The following is a 23500-nucleotide window of genomic DNA, read 5'->3' as shown; positions in this document are numbered from 1 at the left end:
GCGGGGTCAGTCCTGCGCGGGGGAGGCGGGTGCCCGGCCGGTGGCGGCGGCGAGTTCGGCGCGCAGCAGGGCGTTCTCCCGTTCCAGCCGGTCGAGCCGTTCCAGCCGGTCGCGGACCGGGCCCAGGACGTCGGCGAGTTCGCGTTCGGTGAAGCGCGGGGTGATGTGCTGGGAGCAGTTCCAGGCGTGCGCCTCGACGCGGATGGTGACCAGCTGTTCGACCCGGCCCTCGGTGCGCGGGGTGGCGAGCCGCTCGGCGAGGACCGGGTCCCGGTCGGCCGGGACGGCGGTGGCGCGGCCGAACACCTTGAGGCGGGCCTGCCGGGCGTGGTCGAGGAAGAACAGGGCGACCCGGCCGTCACCGCCGCGCAGGTTGCCGGTGGTGAGGTACTGCCGGTTGCCGCGCACGTCGAGGTAGCCGAGGGTGTGCGGGTCCAGGACGTGGACGAAGCCGGGCGGGCCGCCGCGGTGCTGGACGTACGGCCAGCCGTCCTCGTTGACGGTCGCGAACAGGAAGCCGTCGAGGCCCTGGACGAAGGCGGTCTCGGCGGCGCCGAGCGGTTCGGGCCCGGCGTCGGGCGTGCGCAGCCGGCGCTCGGCCGCGTCCGCGCTGCCCATCTCCTGCTGGACGCGGCGCACGGCGGGGGTGCGGGCGAGTCGGTCGTAACGGCTCAAGGGGTCACCTCGGGGTCCGGAGGGGAGGTGCGACCACGGTAGGGAGCCGGGCTGTACGGGCGGCCGGAACCGGACTGGCGGCGAGCGGGCCGGCAGTGGTGCCGCTGAGCTGGGAAGACGCGGCGGGGCGGAAGTTCCGTGGAACTTCCGGGTCAGTGCAGCGGGGTTCCGCCCATCGCCCGGGCGAGGTGCAGCGCCTCCCGGCGGTGCCGGACCGCGTCGGCGTCGGCCCCGAGGGCGGCGGCGGCCAGCGCGAGCACCAGGCGGGTCCGGGCCTCGCCGGGGCGGTGGCCGGTCGCGCGGTGCAGGGCGAGGGCGTCGGCGCCGGGGGCCAGGGCGGCGTGCGGCTCGCCGAGGCGGACCCGGACCCGGGCGAGGACGGTCAGGGCGTCGCCCTCGAACATGCGGAACCCGGCGTCGCGGGCCAGGACGAGGGCGCGTTCGGCCGTGCGCAGCGCGCCGCGCGGATCGCTGTCGAGCCGGGCCGCGGCGAGCCCGACCAGGGCGGCGGCCTGCGGGTGCCGGTCGCCCGCGGCCTCGGCCAGCCGCAGCGCCCCCCGGTACGCGGCCGCCGCCCCGGCGGGACGCCGGGCGCGCAAGTACGCGGTGGCGAGGGCGAGTCGGGCGTTGGCCTGGAGCGCCCGGCTGCGGACGCCCCGGGCGACGGCGAGCGCGGTGTGGGCGAGCAACTGCCCGCTGGCGTGGTCGCCGAGGTCGGTGTGCGCGCCGGAGAGGCAGGTCAGCGCGACGGCCTCGCTGAACCGGTTGCCGTGCCGCCGGTGCACCGGCAGGGTCCGGCCGATCCCGCGGACCGCCTCGCCGGGGAGCCCGAGCGCCCGCTGCACGACCGCCAGGTTGGTCCGGGCGATGGCCTCCCGTTCCTCGGTGCCGTCGGTGCCGTCCGTGCCGGGGAAGGCGCCGAGGACGCGGGCGGCCCGGGTGAAGTGCTCGGCGGACTCGGGCAGTCGGCCGAGCTTCCAGCAGATCAGGCCCAGCACGGTGACGTCGTCGGGGTGCGGGGCGTTCCGCCGCCCGGCCGGGTGCCGGTGGCCGGCCGGCTGGTCGTCGGCCGGCTGATCGTCAATCAGTTGATTGTCCTCGCGCAGTTGATCAGCGCCGCACAACGCATTGATGTCGGCCCCCACCGGCACGGCCTCCGTGACCGGCCCGGCCATCCGTTCCACGCCCCGTTCGGTCTCCGGCTCCGCCGCCAGCCCCGCCGCGTACGGATGGAGCAGGCCGGGCAGCCGGTGGTGGCCGGGGGGCTGCTCCCGGACGAGGTGGGCGTCGGCGAGGCGGGCCAGCAGGGCGGCGGCCCCGGGGCGGTCGGTGCCGGTGAGGGCGGCGGCCTCGTCGGTGCCGAGACCGGGGGCGGGGGCCGAGCCGAGGAGGCGGAACAGTCGGCGGGCGGGGACGGGGAGGGCGCGGTAGGAGAGGTCGAAGGCGGCGCGGAGGCCGGTGCGCGGGTCGTCGGCGAGGTCGAGCCGGGCGAGCAGGGCGGCGTCGGGCCGGGCGGGGGCGTAGTCGGCGAGGGCGGTCCCGCGGGAGGCCAGGTCGGCGGCGGCGATCCGCAGGGCCAGCGGGAGGCCGCCGCAGGCGTGGACGAGCCGGCGGGCGGCGGCCGGTTCGGCGGCGACCCGGCCGGGGCCGAGGACGGTGCCGAGCAGCAGGGCGCCCTCCGCCGGGTCGAGGGCGTCCAGGGTGAGGCGGCGGGCGCCGTCGGCGGCGAGCAGGCCGGTGAGGCGGTTGCGGCCGGTGACCAGGACGGCGCAGCCGGGGGCGCCGGGGAGCAGCGGGCGGACCTGTTCGGCGTCGCGGGCGTCGTCGAGGACGATCAGCACCCGGCGGTCGGCGAGCAGCGTGCGGTAGAGCGCGGCGGCCTCGTCCGGGTCGGCGGGCAGCCGGTCGGGCGGGGTGCCGAGGGCGCGCAGGAAGCGGGCGAGCAGGTCGTCCGGGTGCGGGGCGGGCCGGGGGGAGTGCCCGCGCAGGTCGGCGTGCAGCTGTCCGTCCGGGAAGCGGTCGCGGTGCCGGTGCGCCCAGTGGGTGACGAGGGCGGTCTTGCCGATGCCGGGCGGGCCGGTCACCAGGACGAGCGGCGGGCGGTCGGCCGGCCCGGTCGGGTCGCCGGGGCCGGCCGGGAGCAGTCCGTCGAGTTCGCGCAGCTGCCGGTTCCGCCCGACGAACTGCCCGGGGCCGGAGGGGAGTTGGGCGGGCTTCGGGAGGGCGTCGAGCGGGCGCGGCGCGGACGGGCCGGTGACGGACGGGCGGTCGGCGGGCGGGCTGCCGGCGGCCCGGCCGGTGGTGGTCCGGCCGGTGGTGGAGCGGCTGTCGGCGGGGCGCCCCGGCAGGTTGCGCGGGCCGCGCAGGACCCGCAGGTGCGCGTCGTGGAGTTCGGGGCCGGGGGTGACGCCGAGCTCCTCGTCGAGCCGGGTGCGCAGCCGGGTGTAGGTGTCGAGGGCGGCGGCCTGGTGGCCGCTCGCGGCGAGGGCGAGGACCAGCCGGGCGTGCAGGGCCTCGTGCAGGGGCTCGGTGTGGGCCAGCTCCCGGAGCAGCGGGACGGCCTGTTCGGGGCGGTGCAGCAGCAGGGCGGTGTCGGCGTGCAGCAGGGCGGCGCGGATCCGGCGTTCGTTGGCGGCGACCGCGGCGGGGTGCCGGCGCAGGGCGGGGTCGGCGTCGGCGAGGACGGGGCCGCGCCAGTGCCGCAGGGCGCGGGTGAGGTCCCGGTGGGCGGCGTCCGGGTCGGGGGCGTGCCACAGGCAGGTGGTGCGGGTCATCAGGTCGTCGAAGCGGCCGAGGTCGGTCCGGTGCCGGGGCAGGCCGAGCCGGTAGCCGGTGGGGGTGCGGACGACGCCGGCCGCGGGGTCGTCGGGGTCGTCGGGGGCTCCGCGGCCTCCGGGGTCTTCGGGGCCGAGCAGTCGGCGCAGCCGGCTGACGTGGGTGTGCAGCAGGCTCTGCTGCGAGTCCGGCGGCCCGGCGGGCCACAGGGTGTCGGTGATCTCCTGCCGGGTGGCGGCGGCGGGGTGGGTGAGGGCGAGCAGGCCGAGCAGGCGGCGCAGGGTGGGGCTGCCGATCGGCACGGTGTCGCGGCCGCGGCGCAGCAGCAGCGGGCCGAGCAGCAGCAGGGTGGTGCCCCGGCCGGTGCCGGACGGGCCGTCGTCCCGGGCGGCGGCGCTCCGCAGCGCGTCGGCCCGCGGGCCGGTCAGGGCGAGCGCGTCGACGAGGCGCTGGACGGTGGACTCCCGGGGTCGGCGGACCCGGTCGTGTTCGAGGTCGCGCAGCGCCCGGGCGCTCAGTCCGGCCCGGGCGGCGGCGGTCTGCTGGCTGAGCCCGGCGCGGGTGCGCAGGTCGCGCAGCAGCGCCCCGAAACCGGCCGGGTCGGCCGGATCGTCCGGTTGCTGCTCCGTCATGACGCCCCCTCGGTTCCGGACGATCAGTGTGGGCTCCGCCGACAGCCCCGGGCAAGGCACCCGGGCGGGGTACCCGGACAGGGCAGCCGGGCGGGGCAGCCGAGGCGGGGCGCCCGGGCAGGGCCGTCCAGGTGCTGGGACGGGTCCGGAAGACCCCTGGGAAGGCATGTGGAGGCTGCATATGCTCGGAGGCGTCAAGATCGCTGCTGGGGCGGTCAGTTCGAGCGGAACACGGTATGGAGGCCGCGGTGACTGTCTGTGTGATCGGTGCGGGTCTGTCGGGATTGGCGGCGGCGTACGCGCTGCGCGAGCGCGGGCTCGACTTCGTCTGCCTGGAGAAGTCGCCGGGGGTGGGCGGGATCTGGCGGCGGCCGTCGGCGGGCGAGCCCGGCCCGGCGTACCAGGCGCTGCACCTGAACAGCGCCAAGCAGTTGACGGGTTTCGCGGCGTTCCCGATGTCCGACGAGCTGCCGCTCTACCCGCGGCACAGCGACGTGGCCGGGTACCTGCGGGAGTTCGCCGAGTGGGCGGGGCTGCTGCCGTACGTCGAGTTCCGCACCGAGGTGGTGTCGGTGCGTCAGGACGGCCACGGCGGTTGGACGGTGGTGAGCCGGGACGCCTCGGGGCTGGAGACCCGGCGGGTGTTCGACCAGGTGGTGGTGGCTTCCGGGCACCACAACGTGCCGGCGATGCCGGACCCGCTGCCGCCGGGCGCGGAGTCCTTCACCGGGGCGCTGCTGCACTCCTCGGACTTCATGGACGGCCGGGACTTCGCCGGGCAGCGGGTGGTCGTGGTGGGCATGGGCGCGTCCGGGGTGGACGTCGCGGCGGACCTGTCCCGGTACGCGGCCCGGACGGTGCTCTCGGTGCGCCGGGGCCTGCACGTCATTCCGAAGCAGCTGTACGGCATGTCGGTGGACCTGATAGCGGAGGCGCCCTGGTTCACCGCCAAGTCCCTGGAGGAGCAGCGGGATTTCGTGGAGCAGGCCCTGGAGGTGGCGCGCGGCCGGATGTCGGACTACGGGCTGCCCGAGCCGGATCACCGGATCTTCTCCTCCGCGGTGACCATCTCGGACGAGATCCTGAGTCGGATCCGGCACGGCGCGGTGCTGCCGAAGCCCGGTGTCGCCTCGCTGGAGGGCTCCACCGTCCGGTTCGCGGACGGGAGTTCGACGGAGGCGGACGCGGTGGTGTTCTGCACCGGGTTCGACTGGCGGTTCGGGTTCCTCCCGGACGGCCACCCGGCGGGCGCGGCCGGTCCGGTCCGGCTGTACCGGCGGGTGGTGGCGCCGCAGTGGCCGGGGCTGCTGTTCCTGGGGCTGATCCGTCCGGTGGGGTCGATCACCAGGCTGGTGGAGGCGCAGGCGCAGTGGGTGGCGCGGCTGCTGTCCGGGGAGGCGCTGCTGCCCGCGGCGGACGTGATGGGCAAGGAGATCGACGGGTACCTGGCCGGGATCGAGCGCCGGTACGGGCTGTCGACGGGGTCCTCGATCCAGGTGGACGTCGGCTCGTACCTGCGGGAGCTGCGGGAGGCGTAGCCGCGACGGGGGAGCGGAGCCGCCCGTGGGTGGGGGCGCCACGGCGGCTCCGCCCGCTGTCCCGTTCAGGGGCGGACGTCGGTCGGCGGTCACAGGGGAGGGACGGCCGGCCGGGGGGTCAGCGGATGTTCGGGGGACGGACCCGGTACGCCTCGGAGGAGAGGTACGCGGTGACCCGCGGCGTGCGGCCGTGCTGGTGGGCCAGGGCGAGGTAGGAGATCAGTCCGACGCCGTCCTCCAGCGGGCGCGGCGTCAGCGCGCCGAGGGCGTCGCGCAGGCCGGCCGGGTCGATGCCGTAGCGGTCGAGCAGCAGGACCGCGCGGTCGAGCACCTCGCCGTCGTGCCGGGCGTAGTCGCGGACCGGCACGTACGCGGTGAACGCCCCGGCCGGGCCGGCGGTGTCGGTGTAGCCGTGGCAGGTCTGGACGGGGCGTAACGCGAGCCGGGGGTTCTCGCGGGGACCGAGTCCGGCCGCGGTGCGGACGAAGGACTCCAGTTCGTCGGGGGTGGGGCCGTCCGGTGTCCGGCCGAGGGAGCGGGCGCCGGTCGGGGTGAGGCCGTGGTGGCTGGTGTAGATCTTGAGCCGGGGCTCGGGCCAGTCGCCGAGGTCGAGGGCGAGGAAGAGCAGTTGGTCGCCCTCGGGCAGGTCGGCGTCGGCGTGGTGGTGGCCGAGTCGGCGCAGGGCGGTGCGGACGGTCTCCTCGGTCCGGCGGGCGCCGTTGGCGGCCGGGTTGAGGTACGCCTTCATCCGCGGGGTGCCGCCGGGGAGCAGCTCCAGGGCGATCCACAGGGAGAAGCAGCCCTGCGGCGCGTCCGGGAGGAACAGGTCGGAGACGGCGTCGAGCTGTTCGGTGGAGATCCCCCAGTGGCCGGCCAGCCCGCGCAGGGCGCGCTGGGCGAGGAGGCTGCTCTCGGCGGGGGTGCCGAAGCCGCTGGCGGGTTCGAACAGCACGCGCAGGGTGGGGGCGCGGCCGGGGGAGAAGGACAGCGAGAACTCGACCGGGGTGTGGTCGTCGGAGAGGAAGGACGGGATGCCGGGCGGCAGGTGGAGCGGGCGCTCGGCGACCGGGCCGAGGGCGGCGTTGACGGCGCGGCTGTAGGCGGCGGACTCGGCGGCCCCCAGGCCCGCGAGGTCGCACAGGGCCAGGAGTTGGCGGGCGGTGTGGGCGCCCACCGTCCTGGTCGTCGGTCTGGACGGGCAGAGCGTTTCCGGGCGGTCGGCGGTTCGTAGGAGAGGACGGGGCGGACGGCCGTCGCCCCCTCGTACCGGGCCGGGTATCGGCGGGTGCGAGGGGGCGGCGGTAGGAGGCCAGGCGTCCTTGGAGACTCTCTCCACGACACCCTCCTGTTCTCGGTCAGTGGGCAACCGCATGTGGCGGAGGCAATTGCGCTGCTGAATACCCGAGTCGTTCAGTGTTCATGCGGTGACCGGAAGGTGATTACTGTTGCAAAGATCACTTGGTCAACCAGTTGAGGAACTGGCTCCAACGACCCGTCTTCTCTCCTGCCTTGCCGGGCTCCTGACGGTTCGTCGCGTTCGCGGCGGGCACCGGGCGGGCCGCCTCGACCGGGGTGAACCGGGTGGGCAGCGCGACCAGGCCGCGGTTGAACGGGCCCGGGCGCCAGCTCAGGCTGCTCTCCGGGACGGCCAGTTCGATGTCCGGCAGCTTGTTGAACAGGTTCTCGATCGCGGTCATGGCGATCTGCCGCGCCGGGTCCTTGGAGGGGCAGGCGTGCGGTCCGGCGCTCCAGGCCAGGTGCGCCCGGCTGCCGACCTTCCGCTCGCCGGCCAGGATCGGGCTGCGGTTGGCGGCCGCGAAGGAGACCAGCATCAGGTCGCCGGCCTTCAGCTGCTCGCCCGCGAACTCGGTGTCCACCGCCGGGTAGTGCGGGGCGAGGTTCGCCATCGGCGGGTTCTCCCACAGCGTGTCGTCGATCGCCTCGTAGATCAGGCCGCCCTGGTGGGCGTACGCGTCGTGGGTGAGCAGCCGGTGCAGGGTGGACCCGATGAAGTTGCCCTCCGGGTCGGTCCCCGACAGCAGCAGGGCGAGCTGGTGGACCATCTCCTCGTCGGTGAGCCGCGAGGAGTGCTCCATCATCCAGGAGGCGACGTCGTCGCCCGGACGGCTGCGCTTGAGCGTGACCAGCTCGCCGACGGCGCCGTACAGCACCTCGGCGGCCTGTTCGGCGTTGATGCCGTCGAACATGTTGGAGATGCCGAACAGCACCCGGTCGCCGATGTCGGCGGGGCAGCCGAACAGCTCGTTGAAGACGAACAGCGGCAGCTGCCGGGCGTAGCTGCCGACCAGGTCGACCGAGCCGCGGTAGCCGAACTGGGCGATGAGGAAGTCCGAGACCTGCTGGGTGACCCGGGCCAGGCGGCGGGTGTCGATCCGGGCCATGGTGTCGGTGATCGCCTGGCGCAGCCGCAGGTGCTCGGCGCCGTCGGCGAACATGGCGTTGGGCCGGTGCATGAGCAGCGGCACCACCGGGCTGTCCAGCGGGACGGCGCCCTCGTTGAACTCGCGCCAGCGCCGCCCGTCCTTGCGGAAGGTGGCGGAGTCCTGCAGCAGCTGCAGGGCGGCCGAGTACTCGGTCACCAGGGTGGCGTTGACCCCGGGGGCGAGCTCGACCGGAGCGGTGGCGCCGTAGTGCCGCAGGTAGTCGTAGTAGGACTGCGGGTTGGCGGCGAAGTCCGGCCCGTACAGCGGCACTCGGCCGCCGTGGGCCGGGCACCCGGGCGGGGGTACCGGGGCGGAGGAGTGAGCGTCCATGACTGCGTGTTGCTCCTAGCTGGCGCGGTCCAGCAAATAGCGGACGAGAGTGGTGAGTGCGGCGGCCGACGATTGCTCGTTGCGCGCGTCGCAGGTGACGACCGGGGTTTCGTCGAGCAGGTCGAGCGCCTCCCGCAGCGCCCGTTCGGCGCGTTCCGGGTTGCCGTCGAAGTGGTTGACGGCGATGGCGTAGTCCAGGCCGTACTGCTCGATCAGGTCGATGACGGGGAAGGAGTCGGCGAGGCGTTCGGGGTCGACCAGGATCAGTGCGCCGAGGGCGCCCCGGGCCATGTCCTCCCACATCTGGACGAAGCGGGTCTGGCCCGGGGTGCCGAACAGGTACAGCACCACGCGTTCGCTGAGGGTGAGCCGGCCGAAGTCCAGGGCGACCGTGGTGGTGGTCTTGCCCCGGACGCCCTTGAGGTCGTCGACGCTCTCGGAGACCCGGGTCATGGTCTCCTCGGTGGACAGCGGCTCGATCTCGGAGATCGATCCGATGAAGGTGGTCTTGCCGACGGCGAAGTGCCCGACGACGAGGATCTTCACGGCGGTCTGGGTCGCACCGCCGGGGACGTAGTCGTCGGTGGTCAGGTCGCGGCGGTCAGCCGAACTTGCGGGTGAGCCCATTGAGCACCTCCTCCAGAAGGTCCTTGTCGGCGTTCCGGGCCCGGGGGACCGGCGGACGGGTCATCAGGTGGCCGCTCTCGGTGAGCGAGGCCAGCACGATCCGGACCACGCCCAGCGGGAGCCGGGTGTGGCCCGCCACCTCGGCGACCGACAGGTAGCCGGCCGAGCAGATGTCGAGCAGCCGCTCCTCCTCCGGCGTGAGCCGGGTGGGGCGGCGCCCCTCGGTCGGGGCGGCGGTGACCAGGGTGATCAGGGAGAGCTCCTGGTCGTCGGGCAGCTCCCGGCCCTTGGTGATGACGTAGGCGCGGACTAAGTCCACCGGCTCGAACTCGAAGTCCTCGCCGCCCGCCCTCACCGGCGGGCCCCGAGGTCCTCGCGCGGCGGGGCGGCGAGGAACTTGCCGAGCTGGCCGACGAGTTGCTGCATCCGGAAGGTGATGTCCTGCATGTCGACGTCCGGCAGCGCGGAGACGCCGAGGTAGGCGCCGTCACCGGCGGAGATCAGGAACACCCAGCCGCCGTCGAACTCGACCAGGGTCTGCTGCCAGCGCTGGGTCGGGTTGTCGCAGAAGAAGCCGAGCGAGCGGCTGAGCGACTGCACGCCGCTCATCGCGGCGGCCACCCGGTCCGCGTTGTCCTTGTCGATGTCCCTGGTGCGGGCCATCAGCAGGCCGTCGGCGGAGATCAGGACCGCGTGCAGGGCCCCCGGGATCTCCAGCGCGCTGTCGAGCATCCAAGACAGATCGTCGTTCACGAGAACTCATGCCCTTCACTGCTTGCACCGCGGGTGCTGGTCGTCTGGTTCGCGTCGTCCCGCTGGGTGGCGCGACCGGACCTGGTGCCGCGCTGGAAGGCCCCCAGGATCGCCGCGGTCTGCTCACCGGAACGGGAAGCGGCCGGGGCGGACGCCGCGGGCGCGCCGTAGGGGGCGGGTTCGGTGGCCGGGACGATCGCCATCGGCCGCTTGCGGCGGCGGATCGGCAGGCCGTCCTCGGTGGCACCGAACGACTCGACCGCCGGGGGAGGAACCGCGGCGGCGGGCAGCGCGGCCGGCTGCGCTGCCGGTCGTGCCGCGGGAACGGGTGCCTGGGCCGGGGCCTGGGCGCCCGGGTGGGCGGAGCCGGTGGCGGCGGACGGCTGGGGACGCCGCTCGGGCATGCCGGTCAGCAGCTCGTGCGGCAGCAGCAGCACGGAGCGGACGCCGCCGTACGGGGAGGAGGAGTCCACCGAGACCTCGAAGCCGAAGCGCTCGGAGAGCACGCCGATCACCGCGAGGCCGAACTGCGGGGGGTTGCCGAGGCCGGCCACGCCGGTGACCCGCTCGGTGGTCAACAGCCGTTCGGCGCGGGCCCGTTCCTCGTCGTTCATGCCGACGCCGGCGTCGTCCACCACGATCACCACGCCCTTGGGCACGGTGCGGATGTTGATCTCCACCACGGTGTCGGGGCTGGAGTACGAGGTCGCGTTGTCGAGCAGCTCGGCCAGCGCCAGGGCGACCGGTTCCACCGCCCGGCTGGAGATGCCGAAGTCCACCTGGGAGAGGATCTCCACCCGGCGGTAGTGCCGGATGCGGCCCTGGGCGGAACGCACCACGTCGTACACCGAGGCGACGTCGCGGTGGCGGCCGAGCCAGCCGCCGCACAGGACGGCGATGGACTGGGCGCGGCGGCCGAACTGGGAGTTGGTGTGGTCGACCTCCAGCAGGTCCTGCAGGATGACCGACTCGCCGTACTTGCCCTGCAAGCGGGAGAGGACCAACTGCTGTTCTGCGGCGAGGCCCTGGAGCGTCCGCATGGCGGACTTCAATACCGTTCTGGTTGCTTCGTCCGCTTGTTCCTGAGCGGAGGCGACCGACTGCGTATAGTGGTGCTCCAGGTCGGTGTAGTGCTCCCGGAGCCCGTCGATCTCCTGTCGGAGCGCCGCGGACGCCTTGCGCTGGCGGACCACGACGAGGACCGCGGCGGCCAGGACGAGGAAGAGAACCCAGAGCAACGGGTTCGCTGTGTATTTCGTCATAAGACTCTCTTCAGGCGACTGGCGGCCGACTGCTGAATCCCCGGCATCGCAGGGTGAACCCGCCGCTCCCCCAAGCGGGATGATCGTATCATCGGGCGAACAGGTGAACGATCGTCCACATGAATGTGAAGATCCGTCTCATGCCGGGTGGACAGGGGTAGTTGGAACCCCAGGTCAGTGCCCTGATTCCGCGTCAACCCGGCCCCCGGACGAGCCGCTCCGGGCCGCGCATCGCCTCCCACCGGGCCGTTTATCACAGGGCGCCGGGGTCGGGTGGGAGCGACGCGGAGGTTCGGGGGATTTTCTGACGCAACCTCAAGGAGCCGGTCGGCGGACTGCTATCCGGCCCCCTGCGGCCGGGACGCCACGGGGCGCAACCCTCCGTTAAGGCGCGGTCATCCGGTTCACCCCGCCCCCGCACGGCGCACACCGGTTCTGCACCGAACCCGCCGCCTGTGTGCACCGCGCGCGCGTCGGCCCCCGGGCACCCGGCCGGGCACCCGGGGGCCGACGCGCGCTCAGCCGACCAGGCCGGCCAACTCCGCCACCACCGCGCCGAGCGCCACCTCGCGGACGGCGCCGTCCGCCCGGGCGGTCAGCTCCACCACCCCGGCGGCCAGCGAACGCGCGCCGACCGTCAGCCGCCAGGGCACGCCGATCAGTTCGGCGTCGGCGAACTTCACCCCGGGCCGCTCCGCCCGGTCGTCCAGCAGCACCCGCACGCCCGCCGAGCCCAGCTCCCCGTACAGCCGCTCGGCGGCCCCGGCGACCGTGCCGTCCCGGTCCGGCAGCACCGTCAGCACCAGGTCGAACGGGGCGACCGCGGCGGGCCAGCGGATGCCCCGCCCGTCGTGGTGCGCCTCCACCAGGGCGGCCAGCACCCGCTCCACGCCGATGCCGTAACTGCCCATCAGCGGCACCACCCGCTCGCCGCCGGGCCCGGAGACCGCCACGTCCAGCGCCTCGGTGTAGCGGCGGCCGAGCTGGAAGATGTGCCCGACCTCGATGGTGCGCAGCACCTCCAGGGCCGCCCCGCACTCCGCGCAGGGCTCGCCCGCCGCGACCTCCCGCAGGTCCGCCCAGCGGTCGACCGCGACGTCCCGCCCGACCGACACCCCGCGCAGGTGGACGCCGTCCCGGTTGGCCCCGCAGGTCAGACCGGTGCGGCCGCGCAGCGCTCCGTCCGCGACCACCGGCAGGCCGTGCCCGCCCAGCGGGCCCAGGCTGCCGGGGGAGGCGCCGAGCGCCGCGGTGATCTCCTCGGCGGTCGCGGGCCGGACGGCCGAGGCGCCCAGCGCGTCCAGCAGCTTCTGCTCGACCAGGGCGTGGTCGCCGCGCAGCAGCACCAGCGTCAGCGCCCCGTCGACCACCTGCACCAGGGTCTTCAACTGCCGCTCGGGCGCGACGCCGTGCCGCTCAGTCAGCTCCTCGATGCTGCGCGCCGAGGGCGTCGCGAACTCCTCGGGCGCCTCCTCGCCGGACGGGTCGGCGACGGCGGGCAGCGCGGACAGCGCCTTCTCGGTGTTGGCCGCGTACCCGCAGCCCGGGCAGCGCACCACCAGGTCCTCGCCGGCCTCCGAGGGGCTCATGAACTCCACCGAGGCGCTGCCGCCCATGGTGCCGCTGGAGGCCCGCACCCCGAACGCGGGCAGCCCGAGCCGCTCGAAGATCCGCAGGTACGCCTGCCGGTGCGCCTCGAAGGAGCGCTCCAGCCCGGCCTCGTCGAGGTCGAAGCTGTACGAGTCCTTCATGGTGAACTCGCGCACCCGCAGCAGCCCCGAGCGGGGCCGCGCCTCGTCCCGGAACTTGGTCTGGAACTGGTACCAGACCTGCGGCAGTTGCCGGTACGAGCGCAACTCCTCGGCGAGGTGGGCGAACACCTCCTCGTGGGTCATCCCGAGGGCCTGCTCGGCGCCCTTGCGGTCGGTCAGGCGGAACATCTCCTCGCCCATCGACTCCCAGCGCCCGGTGCGCCGCCACAGCTCGGCCGGGTGCAGCGCGGGCAGCAGGAACTCCTGCGCCCCGATCCGCTCCATCTCCTCGCGGACCACCGCGACGATCCGGGCCCGGACCCGGACCGCCAGCGGGAGCAGCGAGTAGTGGCCGGCGGACAACTGCCGGACGTACCCGGCGCGGACCAGCAGCCGGTGGCTCGCGGCGTCGGCGTCGGCCGGGTCCTCCCGCAGGGTGGGTACGTACAACTGCGACCAGCGCATGGGACACCGTCCTCTCGGCCCGCGGAAAAGGAGTTCGGAGTCTACGCGCGGAGCGGAGCGGCCCGCTCCGAATAAATCCGCGTCGTCGCAGGTGGCGGGCGGTGGCCGGGCGCGGGGCCGGGCAGGGCCGGGCCGTTGGGATTCTCCGGGACCCTCAGGGCTTCTTCGGGACGAAGCAGACCGTGAAGCTCTTCCGCTTCCTGGTCTCCGAGTACCAGCCGGGGTGCTCCGGCATCGAGCTGCAGGCGGTGGTGTCGCTGCTCTGCACCACCTTGACCACCCTGTAGGTGGCCTTGGCGTCGGTGCACGGCACCACGGTGAAGCTGGGCCGGACCGAGCTGCCGCCGGACTTGTACATGCAGTCGCCGACCTTGGCGGTGCTCGCGCCGTTGTTCGGCACGAACAGCCAGAAGACGAGCATCGCGATCGCGCCCAGCCCGGCCGTGACCAGCGACAGGACCTGCTTGGGCCGCCAGCGGGACACGGTGCGCGCCCCGTAGCCGCCGGGGGGCGCGTACACCACCGGCTGGCCGGGCGCGCCCTGCGGCGGCGGGTACTGGCCCTGCGGCGGGGCGTACTGCCCGGGCGGCGGCGCGTACTGCGCCTGCGGCGGTGGGTAGCCGCCGGCCTGCGGCGGGGGGTACTGGCCCGGCGGCGGGTACGGGCCGGGCGGCGGGGCGTACTGCCCGGGCGGCGCGTACTGCGCCTGCGGCGGCGGGTACTGGCCCGGCGGCGGGTAGTGGCCAGGCTGGGGAGTGCTCACGGAGTGCTTCCTTCACGGCGCGAAAGGCGTACGGCCGACGAAGCGTAGCCACGCGTTCGGGAAGGAATGCGGCGACAACGGGGAAAGTATTGCCCGCTCTTTACCTGGATATCGCCCGGAACCCGGCATCTACCCATGAATTGCCCGCGCATTGCGAAGCGGCCCGGAGTGGTTATTGCCGCTCGGGGTCGGTACGAACCCCCGGTCGCTCGAAGGTTTCTGAGGACCGTTCCGGCCCGGCCAGCAGGAAGGGCCGCAGCCCGCGCTCCAGCAGCGCGTCGCACCAGGCGGCGCGGGCGTCGGCCAGCCGCTGCTCGTGCCGCGGGGGGTCGGCCGGTCCGGCGCGCCGCCAGGCGGCGGTCAGCAGCAGGCCGATCAGCCCGGTCAGCGCGCCGAGCACCGCGATCGCGACGGCGGTCCAGGCGGCGGTGCGCAGCGGGGCGGCCAGCCCGGCGTGCGGGCGGGACAGGCCGAGGACGGCGCCGAGCAGGAAGAACCCGGCGGCGGCGCTGCCGCTGACGATCGGTACCACCAGGGCCAGCGCGCCGAGCCAGCCGGTCAGCCGCTCGCCCGGGTCGCGGCCCGGGGCGGCCGGTTCGGGCGCGCTGTCCCGCAGCCGGCGGTAGGCCAGGTACTCGGGTCGGGCGGCGGCCAGGATCCGGGCGGAGTGCCGCCGGGCCAGGGTCCGCAGCCGGGCGGCCCGCAGCGGGTCGTCGGCCAGGGCCAGTGCGGCGCGCACCGCCGGGTCGGTCAGGGCCCGGCCGAGGGCGTGCTCGAAGTCGGCCCGGTCCTGCCGGGTGGGGCCGTCGTCGGGGCGCGGGTCCATCGCCGTCGTCCGCTCCGTCCGCCGGTCGGGCTCAGCCGTAGGTGAGGTCGGAGCAGGCGTCCTCGTCGGCGGAGCGGGCCTGGCTGACGCTGGTGGGCAGCGGGCCGGTGGGCACCGGCGGGGCGGCGGTGGTGCCGCCGCCGGCGTAGTCGGCGCCGAGGGTGAGGTCGATCCCGGCCCGGCCCGCGGCCTGCAGCTGGGCGCCGGGGAAGAGCGCGGCGACCTTCTCGGCCTGCGCCTTCTCGCCGGGGCCGTACTCGACCAGGGTGCTGCGGTGGGTGCGGGTGGCGGCGTTGGCCCGGCCGGTGACGGTGAACCCGGAGCCCTCCAGGGTCTCGGCGGCCCGGGCGGTCAGTCCGGCGGTCCCGGTGCCGTTGTAGACGGCGACCTTGATCCCGGCGCCGTCGGTCCGCGCGGGTGCGGAGGGCGCCGAGGGTGAGGGGGAGGGGGTGACGGAGGGGTCGGCGGCCGGGGTGGCGGAGGCGTCCTGCCCGTCCAGGGTGCGGTCGGCCCTGAGGGCGGCCCACAGCTGGTCGACGTCGGGGTGCACCAGGGCGACCCGTTCGCCCTGGTAGCGCCAGGGCACGGTGAGGAACTTGATGTCGTGCAGGTCGACGTCCTTGAGCGACGTGGCGAAGTCGAGCAGTTTCGAGGCCGAGCCGAGGCCCTGGTCCACGGTGAGCGACTTGGTGGCGGCGTCGGCCAGCGGCAGCAGCGTGGTGGGGTCCATGCCCTCCGACTTGACCTGCTTGATCAGTGAGGAGAGGAAGGCCTGCTGGCGCTTGGTGCGGCCGATGTCGGAGCCGTCGCCGAGGCCGTGCCGGATCCGGACGTAGTCGAGCGCGGCCTGTCCGGAGATGGTCTGGTGGCCGGCCGTGAACAGTTGCTTGCCGCGGTGGCCGAGGTTGGGGTTCAGGTCGCCCTCGTAGACGGCCTCGGGCAGGCAGACGTCGACGCCGCCGACCGCCTCGGTCATGTCGGCGAAGCCCTGGAAGTTGACCACCATGGTGTGGTCGACCCGCAGTCCGGTGAGCTTCTCCACGGTGTTCTGGGTGCAGGCCGGGTTGCCCTTGTCGGTGTCGCCGACCGAGAAGGCGCTGTTGAACATGGCGCTGGGCTGGTCCTTGGTCCAGGTCTTGTCCGGCAGCATGCAGGGCGGCACCTCGACCAGCGAGTCGCGCGGGATGGACACCCCGACGGCGTGCCGGTGGTCGGCGTAGACGTGCAGCAGGATCGCGGTGTCCGAGCGGGCCCCGCCGTCGTCGCCGCCGCCGAGGTCCTTGTTGGTGCCGTCCCGGGCGTCGGAGCCGATCAGCAGCAGGTTGACGGGGGTGCGGCCCTGGGCGTCGGCGCTGGCGGCGGCCGGCCGGTCCTTGCTGACGCCGTCGTCGCCGAAGGTGCTGAGGTTGCCGTTCAGCCGCCAGTAGACCAGGCCGCCGGCCAGGACGGCCAGCGAGAGCGTGCCCGCGGTGGACCACAGCACGATCCTGCGCGCCCGGTGGCCGCGGCTCCGTGCGCCGCCGTGACCGCCCTTCGCCCTGCGTGCGGACATGACGCCCCCTCACCCGTTGCCGTCGCCCGAACTTCTACAGAGCTGTAGAAGTCGAGCGAAGCATACAAACCCCGCCCGGTGAAGTCACACCCGTCAGCGGCCGACGCCCCCCGGGTACCCGCACGGCGCGCCGCCACCCGCTCGGCGCAACCCCGATCGTGCCGGTCGCCCGGGGTTCTCACACTCGGTGACGGGGGCGCCATCCACAGGAAGAGGGCATCATGCACACCGGTCTCCGTCGGATCGCCGTCGCCGCCACCGCGGCCGCGCTCGCCGTGGGCCTGGCCGCCTGCGGCAGTGCCAAGCAGTCGTCCGGCTCCTCGGGCTCCTCCGGCAGTGCGAACCAGGCGGTGAAGATCGGCCTGCTGCTGCCGGAGTCCAAGACCACCCGCTACGAGCAGTTCGACCGCCCGCTGATCGAGGCGAAGATCAAGTCGCTGGTGCCGGACGCGCAGATCGACTACTACAACGCCAACCAGGACGCGACCCAGCAGCAGACCCAGGTGGACACCGCGCTGACCAAGGGCGACCAGGTGCTGATCCTGGACGCGGTGGACTCCAAGGCGATCCAGTCCTCGGTGCAGAAGGCGCACGACGCGGGCGTCAAGGTGATCGCCTACGACCGGCTCGCCCAGGGCCCGGTGGACGCGTACGTCTCCTTCGACAACCACAAGGTCGGCGAACTGCAGGGCGAGGCCCTGGTCACGGCGGTCGGCGACAAGGCGGGCAGCGGCCAGATCATCATGATCAACGGCTCGCCGACCGACCCGAACGCGGCCGACTTCAAGGCCGGCGCGCACAGCGCGATCGACGGCAAGCTGAAGATCGGCAAGGAGTACGACACCCCGCAGTGGGACCCGAACACCGCCAACCAGGAGGCCGCCGCCGCGATCACCGCGATCGGCGCCCCGAACGTGGTGGGCGTCTACTCCGCCAACGACGGCATGGCGGCCGGCATCGCCACCGCCCTCAAGGCCGCCAACCTGAGCGTCCCGCTGACCGGTCAGGACGCCCAACTCGACGCCGTGCAGCGGATCCTGGCCGGGACGCAGACCATGTCGATCTACAAGCCGTACAAGCCGGAGGCGGACGCGGCCGGCGAGATGGCGGTGCAGTTCGCCCAGGGCAAGAGCCTGGGCGCCTCGCTGAAGCCGACCACCTCGACCAACGGCAGCGGCGCCACGGTCGACTCGCTGCTGATCGCCCCGACCGTGCTCACCAAGGACAACGTCAAGTCCACCGTGATCGCCGACGGCCTGTACACCGCCCAGCAGATCTGCACCCCGGACTACGCCTCGGCCTGCCAGGCCGCCGGGATCCAGTAACCGCCTTCTACACCGGAGAGGAGGTGGTCGCGGTGACGGGCGAGACCGTGCTGGCACTGCGGGGGATCTCGAAAAGGTTCGGCGCCGTCCAGGCGCTCACCGACATCGAGCTGGAGGTCCGGGCCGGCGAGGTGGTCGCGCTGGTCGGCGACAACGGCGCCGGGAAGTCGACCCTGGTGAAGACCGTCGCCGGGGTCAACCAGCCGGACGAGGGCGTGATCGAGTGGGAGGGCCGGCCGGTGGCCGTCCACCGGCCGCAGGACGCCCAGCACCTGGGCATCGCCACCGTCTACCAGGACCTCGCGCTCTGCGACAACCTGGACGTGGTCGGCAACCTGTTCCTCGGCCGGGAGCTCAAGCAGTTCGGGCTGGTCCTGGACGAGGTCGCGATGGAGCAGCGCTCCCGGCAACTGCTGGACAGCCTCTCGATCCGGATCCCCAGCGTGCGGATCCCGATCGCCTCGCTCTCCGGCGGCCAGCGCCAGGTGGTGGCGATCGCCCGGGCCCTGATCGGCTCGCCCAAGGTGGTCATCCTGGACGAACCGACCGCCGCGCTCGGCGTCGAGCAGACCGCGCAGGTCCTCGACCTGGTCGAGCGGCTGCGCGACCAGCGCCTCGGGGTGATCCTGATCAGCCACAACATGGCCGACGTGATGGCGGTCGCCGACACCGTCGCGGTGCTGCGGCTGGGACGCAACAACGGGGTCTTCGACAAGCGCTCCACCAACCAGGAGCAGATCATCTCGGCCATCACCGGTGCCACGGACAACGCCGTGACCCGCCGGCGGGCCCGCGGCGAGGGAGGCGAGCGATGAGCGGGGACACCCCGGGGCCGGAGCACCGGCCGCTGCCGGAGGACTCGATGCCGACCGGCGGGGTCAACGCGCCCGTCCCGGTCGCGGCGGAGGCCACCCCGGCCGTCGACCCGCGGCTGATCGTCCGGCAGGAGGGCCTCAAGGGCTACCTGATCGAGTTCAAGCGGCGGCTGACCAGTGGCGAGCTGGGCTCGGCCCCGGTGGTGGTCGCGCTGATCGTCATCTGGGCCGTGTTCGGCTCGCTGAACAGCAGCTTCCTGTCCGCGCAGAACCTCTCCAACCTGTCCCAGCAGATCGTCGGCACCGGCATGATCGCGCTGGGCGTGGTGTTCGTGCTGCTGCTCGGCGAGATCGACCTGTCGGTCGGCTCGGTCAGCGGCCTGTGCGCGGCGATCTTCGCGGTCATGAACGTCACCCACGGCGTCAACCAGTGGGTGGCGCTGCTGTCCGCGATCGCCGGCGGCGCGCTGGTCGGCCTGATCCAGGGCCTGTTCTTCGCCAAGGTCGGCGTCCCGGCGTTCGTCGTCACGCTGGCCGGCAACCTCGGCTGGAACGGCCTGATGCTCCAGATCCTCGGCGCCAGCGGCACCGTCAACCTGTCCGGCAAGGACATCGTCTCCCGGCTGTACTCCACCATCTACGGGCAGCAGATCGCCGCGTACGGGATGGCGGCGGCCGGGGTGGTGCTGTTCCTCGGCTCCTCGCTGCTGGACGGCCGGCGGCGGCGGGCGGCCGGGGTGCCGTACCGGACGCTCACCGACGTCCTGGTGCGCACCGCGGCGCTGGCGGTGGTCGGGTTCCTGGTCGCCTACACGCTCAACCAGTACAAGGGGCTGCCGCTGGCGCTGCTGGTGTTCGTGGTCTTCGTGGTGGTGCTGGAGTTCGTGCTGCGCCGCACCCCGTACGGGCGGAAGGTGTTCGCGCTGGGCGGGAACATCGAGGGCGCCCGGCGGGCCGGCATCAACGTCTCGCTGGTGCGGATCACGGTGTTCATGATCTGTTCCACCATGGCGGCGATCGGCGGCCTGTTCCTGGCCGCGCAGATCCAGTCGGCCTCGCAGACCTCCGGCGGCGGCAACCTGCTGATGAACGCGATCGCGGCGGCCGTCATCGGCGGCACCAGCCTGTTCGGCGGGCGGGGGTCGACCTGGTCGGCGCTGCTGGGTGCGCTGGTGATCGGCTCGATCCAGTCCGGGATGAACATCCAGGGCCTGAGCAACGCGATCCAGTTCATGATCACCGGAGCGGTGCTGCTGGCCGCCGTGGTGATCGACTCGCTGGCGCGGCGGACCCAGAAGTCGGCCGGGCGGGCGTAGCGCCCGGGAACGGCGGATCCCCCGGCGGCCGGCGGGGGATCAGTGCGTGCGGAGCAGTCCGAGGTGGACCACGGTGACCTGGGCCAGGTCGAGGTCGGCGTCGCGGCGGTGGCGGCGGGCCTCGGCCGACTCGGCGCGCTCGATCGCCTCGCGGCGGGCGTCCTCCTCGGCGTCGGCGTCCACGATGAACAGGTGGCGGCCGGAGCGGATCTCGTTGGCGTGCGGAATCTCGACGCACCAGCGATGACGGCTCTGGATGGCGTTCATCGGCCTTCCTCTCCCGGCGCGTCCCTGCGACCGGCACATGAGGTGCTACTGCTGCCCTAGACGATAGGTATAGGCCAATTCGTCCGTCAAGAGGACGAGCAGACCGATAAATAATCCGTTCAACGGTGAAAATGGGCGGCGAGTCCGCTACCGTTCCGTGCATGACAGCCCCCGCCACCCCGGCCCCCTCGGCCCGCCGCCTGCGCACCCGGGCCACCCTGCTCGCCGTCCTCGGCGAACACGGCACGCTCAGCCGGGCCGAGATCAGCCGGCTCACCGGGCTCTCCCGCTCCGCCGTCAGCAGCGCCGTCACCGACCTGCTCGACGAGGGCCTGGTCAGCGAGACCACGGCCCCCGCGCCCTCGGCCGCCGGACGCGGCCGCCGCGCCGCCGCCGTCACCCTGCGCCGCGCCCACGCCCTGGTGCTCGCCTTCGACTTCGGCCACACCCACGTCACCGCCGCCGTCGCCGACAGCGCCGGCACCGTCCTCGGCGAGGCCACCGCCCACCTCGACGTCGACAACCACCCCCGCGAGGTCCTCGCCGCCGCCCGCACCCTCGCCGGAGCGGCCCTCGACGCCGCCGGGCACCACCTCGACGAGATCACCGCCATCGCCGCCGGCATCCCCGGCGCCCTCGACACCCGCACCAACGTGGTCCGCGCCCCCTCCACCCTCTCCCAGTGGATCGGCATGGACCCCGCCGCCGAACTCGGCCGGGTCTTCGACCGCCCGGTCACCGTCGGCAACGACGCCGAGATGGGCGCCCGCGGCGAACGCGCCTACGGCACCGGCCGCACCGTCAACGACCTGGTCTACGTCAAGGCGTCCACCGGCATCGGCGCCGGACTCCTGCTCGACGGACGCATCTACCGCGGCGCCAGCGGCATCTCCGGCGAGATCGGCCACATCCAGCTGCCCGACACCGGCACCTGGTGCCGCTGCGGCAACCGCGGCTGCCTGGAGTCCGTCGCCTCCATCGTCGAGGTCCGCCGCCGGCTGGTCCACGTGCTGTCCCCCGGCGCCCGCCCCGGCGAAGCCGTCGACCTCCCGCCGCTCGACCGGCTCGCCGACGTCCCCGCCGCCGCCCGGGTCATCGGCGAAGCCGGCCGCACCATCGGCCGGGTCCTCGCCGACCTGGTCAACTGCCTCAACCCCGCCGCCATCATCATCGGCGGCGAACTCGGCCAGGCCGGCGCCCCGCTCGTCCACGGCATCCGCGAATCCGTCGACCGCTACGCCCAGCCCGCCGTCGCCGAGGCCGTCGACATCCGCGCCAGCCGCCTCGGCCTGCGCTCCGAGCTCTACGGCGCGATCGACGCGGCCGTGGCGATCGCCGTCGGACGCTGACCCGCTGCGCGGGGGCAGGCGGAGAGGGAGAGGCCCCGGGGCGGGCCCGCCGCGCCGCCGGAGGGCAAGTTCCGTCCGCTGCGCGGGGCACGCGGAGGGGGGCGGGGGGAGGGCCCAGGGTCGCCGTGCACCGGGCCCGCCACCGCCGGAGGGCAAGTTCCGTCCGCTGCGCGGGGCGCCGGGGTGCCGGCCGGGTGTGCGCCTCGCACCGCTGCGCGGGGCACGCGGAGGGGGGCGGGGGGAGGGCCCAGGGTCGCCGTGCACCGGGCCCGCCACCGCCGGACGGCAAGTTCCGTCCGCTGCGCGGGGCGCCGGGGTGCCGGCCGGGTGTGCGCCTCGCACCGCTGCGTACCGGGCCCGCCGCCGGGCGGCTATGCGTCGGGGCCGGTGCGGGCGAGGCGGCGGGCCCGCTCGGTGAGGTGGCGGCGTTCGGGCAGGGACGGGGCGAGGGCGGCGCCGCGGCGGAAGGCGGCGGTGGCGGCGGGGGCGTCGCCGGTGCGCAGCAGCAGCTCGCCGCGGACCGCGTGGTAGCGGTGGTTGCGGTCCAACTCGCCCGCCAGGGCGTCGAGTTCCTTCAGCGCGGCGGCCGGGCCGCGGACTTCGGCGAGGGCCACCACCCGGTTCAGCGCGGGCACCGGGCCCGGGGCGACCCGCAGCAGCAGGTCGTACAGGGCGAGGATCTGCGGCCAGTCGGTGGCCGCCACGTCCGGTGCCTCGTCGTGCAGGGCCGCGATCGCCGCCTGCAACTGGTAGGGCCCCACCCGCCCGGCGGGGAGGGCGCGTTCGACCAGGGCGGTGCCCTCGGCGATCGCCGCCGCGTCCCAGCGGCCGCGGTCCTGCTCCGCCAGCGGGACGAGTCCGCCGTCGGGGCCGGTGCGGGCGGGGCGGCGGGCGTCGGTGAGGAGCATCAGCGCGAGCAGCCCCATCACCTCGGCGTCCCGGGGGAGCAACCGGTGCAGCAGCCTGGTCAGCCGGATCGCCTCGTCGGACAGCGCCGGGGCGGTCAGGCCGTCGCCCGCGGTGGCCGTGTAGCCCTCGTTGAAGACCAGGTAGAGCACCTGCAGGACCTCGCGCAGCCGCCCGTCCGCCTCCGCGGGGCCGGGCAGCGCGAACGGCAGGCCGGAGCCGCGGATGGTCTGCTTGGCCCGGCTGATCCGCTGCGCCATCGTCGCCTCCGGGACGAGGAACGCGGCCGCGATCTGCGCGGTGCTCAGGCCGCCGACCGCGCGCAGGGTCAGCGCGATCCGGCTCGGCGCGGTCAGCGCGGGGTGGCAGCAGAGGAAGAGCAGGGCCAGCGAGTCGTCCCGGTCGGCGTCCGGGTCGGCGTCGGCGGGGCGGCCGAGCAGTTCGGACTGCGGGGTGGCCAGGAACAGCCGCTCCTCGCGCTCGCGCCGGGCCCGGTCGCTGCGGACCAGGTCGACCAGCCGGCGGGAGGCCACCGTCACCAGCCAGCCGCGCGGGTTGTCCGGCCGCCCGTCCCGGGGCCACTGCTCGGCGGCCGCGAGCAGCGCCTCCTGCACCGCGTCCTCGCAGGCGTCGAACGCCCCGGCGTGCCGGCGCAGCAGCGCCGCCAGGACCTGCGGCGCGAGGGTGCGCAGCAGGTCCTGGTCGGCGGGGGCGGGGAGGCTCACTTGGCCTCGTGCAGGATCGGCCACAGCTCGACCGGCTCGCGGTCGGCCCAGGGCATGTCGGCGGCGATCTCCAGGGCGCGCTGCTCGCTGTCGACGTCGAGCAGGTAGAAGCTGGCCATGTACTCCTTGGTCTCCAGGTAGGGGCCGTCGCTGACCACCGGCAGCCCGTCCTCGCGCCCCACCATCCGGCAGGCCGCGGCGTCGCCGAGGCCGTAGGCGCCGATCAGTTCGCCGCTCTCCTGGTAGCGCTTGTTGAAGGCGTCCTGCTGGGCGATCGCCTCGGTCCAGCCCTCGGCCGGCAGCGAGTCCCACTTCTCCTGGTTGCCGTAGGTCATCAGCAGGTACTTCACGGGGACCACGTCCTCTGTTCGTCTCGTCGTGCGGTTCGTGCTTGCGTCCAGTGG

At 74.2% G+C, this 23500-nt stretch carries 20 protein-coding genes; 5 read left to right on the top strand and 15 right to left on the bottom strand.

Annotated features, from left to right (window positions below):
- Positions 1-6: 6 nt before the first annotated feature.
- On the bottom strand, positions 7-675 hold the full coding sequence (locus ABD345_RS00980; protein WP_344549705.1) for a pyridoxamine 5'-phosphate oxidase family protein: 669 nt from the start codon (positions 673-675) through the stop codon (positions 7-9).
- 152 nt (positions 676-827) lie between these two features.
- Entirely contained in the window at positions 828-4082 is a 3255-nt protein-coding gene (locus ABD345_RS00975) for a BTAD domain-containing putative transcriptional regulator (protein WP_344549704.1), read from the bottom strand.
- A 248-nt stretch (positions 4083-4330) separates the two neighbouring features.
- Between ABD345_RS00975 and ABD345_RS00970 the strand changes: the two genes are divergently transcribed.
- Positions 4331-5620 (top strand): flavin-containing monooxygenase, encoded by a 1290-nt coding sequence (locus ABD345_RS00970; RefSeq protein WP_344549703.1) that lies wholly within the window; start codon positions 4331-4333, stop codon positions 5618-5620.
- A 118-nt stretch (positions 5621-5738) separates the two neighbouring features.
- Here the strand turns inward: ABD345_RS00970 and ABD345_RS00965 are convergent, their stop codons facing one another.
- The 10 genes from ABD345_RS00965 to ABD345_RS00920 form a co-directional block, all read right to left on the bottom strand.
- On the bottom strand, positions 5739-6794 hold the full coding sequence (locus ABD345_RS00965; protein WP_344549702.1) for a tryptophan dimethylallyltransferase family protein: 1056 nt from the start codon (positions 6792-6794) through the stop codon (positions 5739-5741).
- A gap of 280 nt (positions 6795-7074) precedes the next feature.
- Complete coding sequence (locus ABD345_RS00960) at positions 7075-8394, bottom strand: cytochrome P450 (protein ID WP_344549701.1); 1320 nt, start codon at positions 8392-8394, stop codon at positions 7075-7077.
- A 15-nt stretch (positions 8395-8409) separates the two neighbouring features.
- Positions 8410-9021, bottom strand: coding sequence for a GTP-binding protein (locus ABD345_RS00955; RefSeq protein ID WP_344549700.1), 612 nt, complete (start codon positions 9019-9021; stop codon positions 8410-8412).
- Positions 8996-9376, bottom strand: a complete 381-nt coding sequence (locus ABD345_RS00950) for a DUF742 domain-containing protein (protein ID WP_344549699.1) — start codon at positions 9374-9376, stop codon at positions 8996-8998. The genes ABD345_RS00955 and ABD345_RS00950 overlap by 26 nt, the downstream gene beginning before the upstream one ends.
- Complete coding sequence (locus tag ABD345_RS00945; protein ID WP_033214323.1) at positions 9373-9774, bottom strand: roadblock/LC7 domain-containing protein; 402 nt, start codon at positions 9772-9774, stop codon at positions 9373-9375. The genes ABD345_RS00950 and ABD345_RS00945 overlap by 4 nt, the downstream gene beginning before the upstream one ends.
- Positions 9771-11036 (bottom strand): ATP-binding protein, encoded by a 1266-nt coding sequence (locus tag ABD345_RS00940; RefSeq protein ID WP_344549698.1) that lies wholly within the window; start codon positions 11034-11036, stop codon positions 9771-9773. Before ABD345_RS00940 ends, ABD345_RS00945 begins: the two co-directional genes overlap by 4 nt.
- Before the next feature lie 518 nt (positions 11037-11554).
- Positions 11555-13252, bottom strand: a complete 1698-nt coding sequence (locus ABD345_RS00935; protein ID WP_344549697.1) for a proline--tRNA ligase — start codon at positions 13250-13252, stop codon at positions 11555-11557.
- A gap of 154 nt (positions 13253-13406) precedes the next feature.
- Entirely contained in the window at positions 13407-14015 is a 609-nt protein-coding gene (locus ABD345_RS00930; protein ID WP_344549696.1) for an LppU/SCO3897 family protein, read from the bottom strand.
- A gap of 172 nt (positions 14016-14187) precedes the next feature.
- A complete protein-coding gene (locus tag ABD345_RS00925; protein ID WP_344549695.1) occupies positions 14188-14841 on the bottom strand; it encodes a hypothetical protein in 654 nt (217 codons plus the stop codon).
- Between the two features lie 31 nt (positions 14842-14872).
- The gene (locus tag ABD345_RS00920; protein ID WP_344549694.1) at positions 14873-16393 is read right to left on the bottom strand and encodes an LCP family protein; all 1521 of its coding nucleotides are present in this window, start codon (positions 16391-16393) and stop codon (positions 14873-14875) included.
- Positions 16394-16614: 221 nt separating this feature from the next.
- On the opposite strand from ABD345_RS00920, the gene ABD345_RS00915 reads away from it, so the two are divergent.
- The 3 genes from ABD345_RS00915 to ABD345_RS00905 are packed head-to-tail and all read left to right on the top strand — an operon-like array spanning position 16615 to position 19849.
- Complete coding sequence (locus ABD345_RS00915) at positions 16615-17718, top strand: sugar ABC transporter substrate-binding protein (protein WP_344549693.1); 1104 nt, start codon at positions 16615-16617, stop codon at positions 17716-17718.
- A gap of 32 nt (positions 17719-17750) precedes the next feature.
- Entirely contained in the window at positions 17751-18533 is a 783-nt protein-coding gene (locus tag ABD345_RS00910) for an ATP-binding cassette domain-containing protein (RefSeq protein WP_425556738.1), read from the top strand.
- 47 nt (positions 18534-18580) lie between these two features.
- Complete coding sequence (locus tag ABD345_RS00905) at positions 18581-19849, top strand: sugar ABC transporter permease (RefSeq protein WP_344549829.1); 1269 nt, start codon at positions 18581-18583, stop codon at positions 19847-19849.
- Between the two features lie 39 nt (positions 19850-19888).
- Here the strand turns inward: ABD345_RS00905 and ABD345_RS00900 are convergent, their stop codons facing one another.
- A complete protein-coding gene (locus ABD345_RS00900) occupies positions 19889-20116 on the bottom strand; it encodes a hypothetical protein (protein ID WP_344549690.1) in 228 nt (75 codons plus the stop codon).
- 161 nt (positions 20117-20277) lie between these two features.
- Here ABD345_RS00900 and ABD345_RS00895 point away from each other — a divergent pair, with 161 nt between their 5' ends.
- Entirely contained in the window at positions 20278-21465 is a 1188-nt protein-coding gene (locus ABD345_RS00895) for an ROK family transcriptional regulator (protein ID WP_344549688.1), read from the top strand.
- A 371-nt stretch (positions 21466-21836) separates the two neighbouring features.
- Here ABD345_RS00895 and ABD345_RS00890 read toward each other — a convergent pair whose 3' ends face one another.
- Together ABD345_RS00890 and ABD345_RS00885 are read right to left on the bottom strand one after the other, a co-directional pair.
- Positions 21837-23096: an RNA polymerase sigma factor gene (locus ABD345_RS00890; RefSeq protein ID WP_344549687.1), complete on the bottom strand. Its 1260-nt coding sequence runs from the start codon at positions 23094-23096 to the stop codon at positions 21837-21839.
- The gene (locus ABD345_RS00885) at positions 23093-23446 is read right to left on the bottom strand and encodes a YciI family protein (RefSeq protein ID WP_344549686.1); all 354 of its coding nucleotides are present in this window, start codon (positions 23444-23446) and stop codon (positions 23093-23095) included. The genes ABD345_RS00890 and ABD345_RS00885 overlap by 4 nt, the downstream gene beginning before the upstream one ends.
- Positions 23447-23500 lie beyond the last annotated feature (54 nt).

Source organism: Kitasatospora saccharophila, assembly GCF_039529925.1.
GTDB classification, from domain to species: Bacteria; Actinomycetota; Actinomycetes; order Streptomycetales; family Streptomycetaceae; genus Kitasatospora; species Kitasatospora saccharophila.
This window is presented reverse-complemented; position numbering and strand designations above follow the sequence as displayed.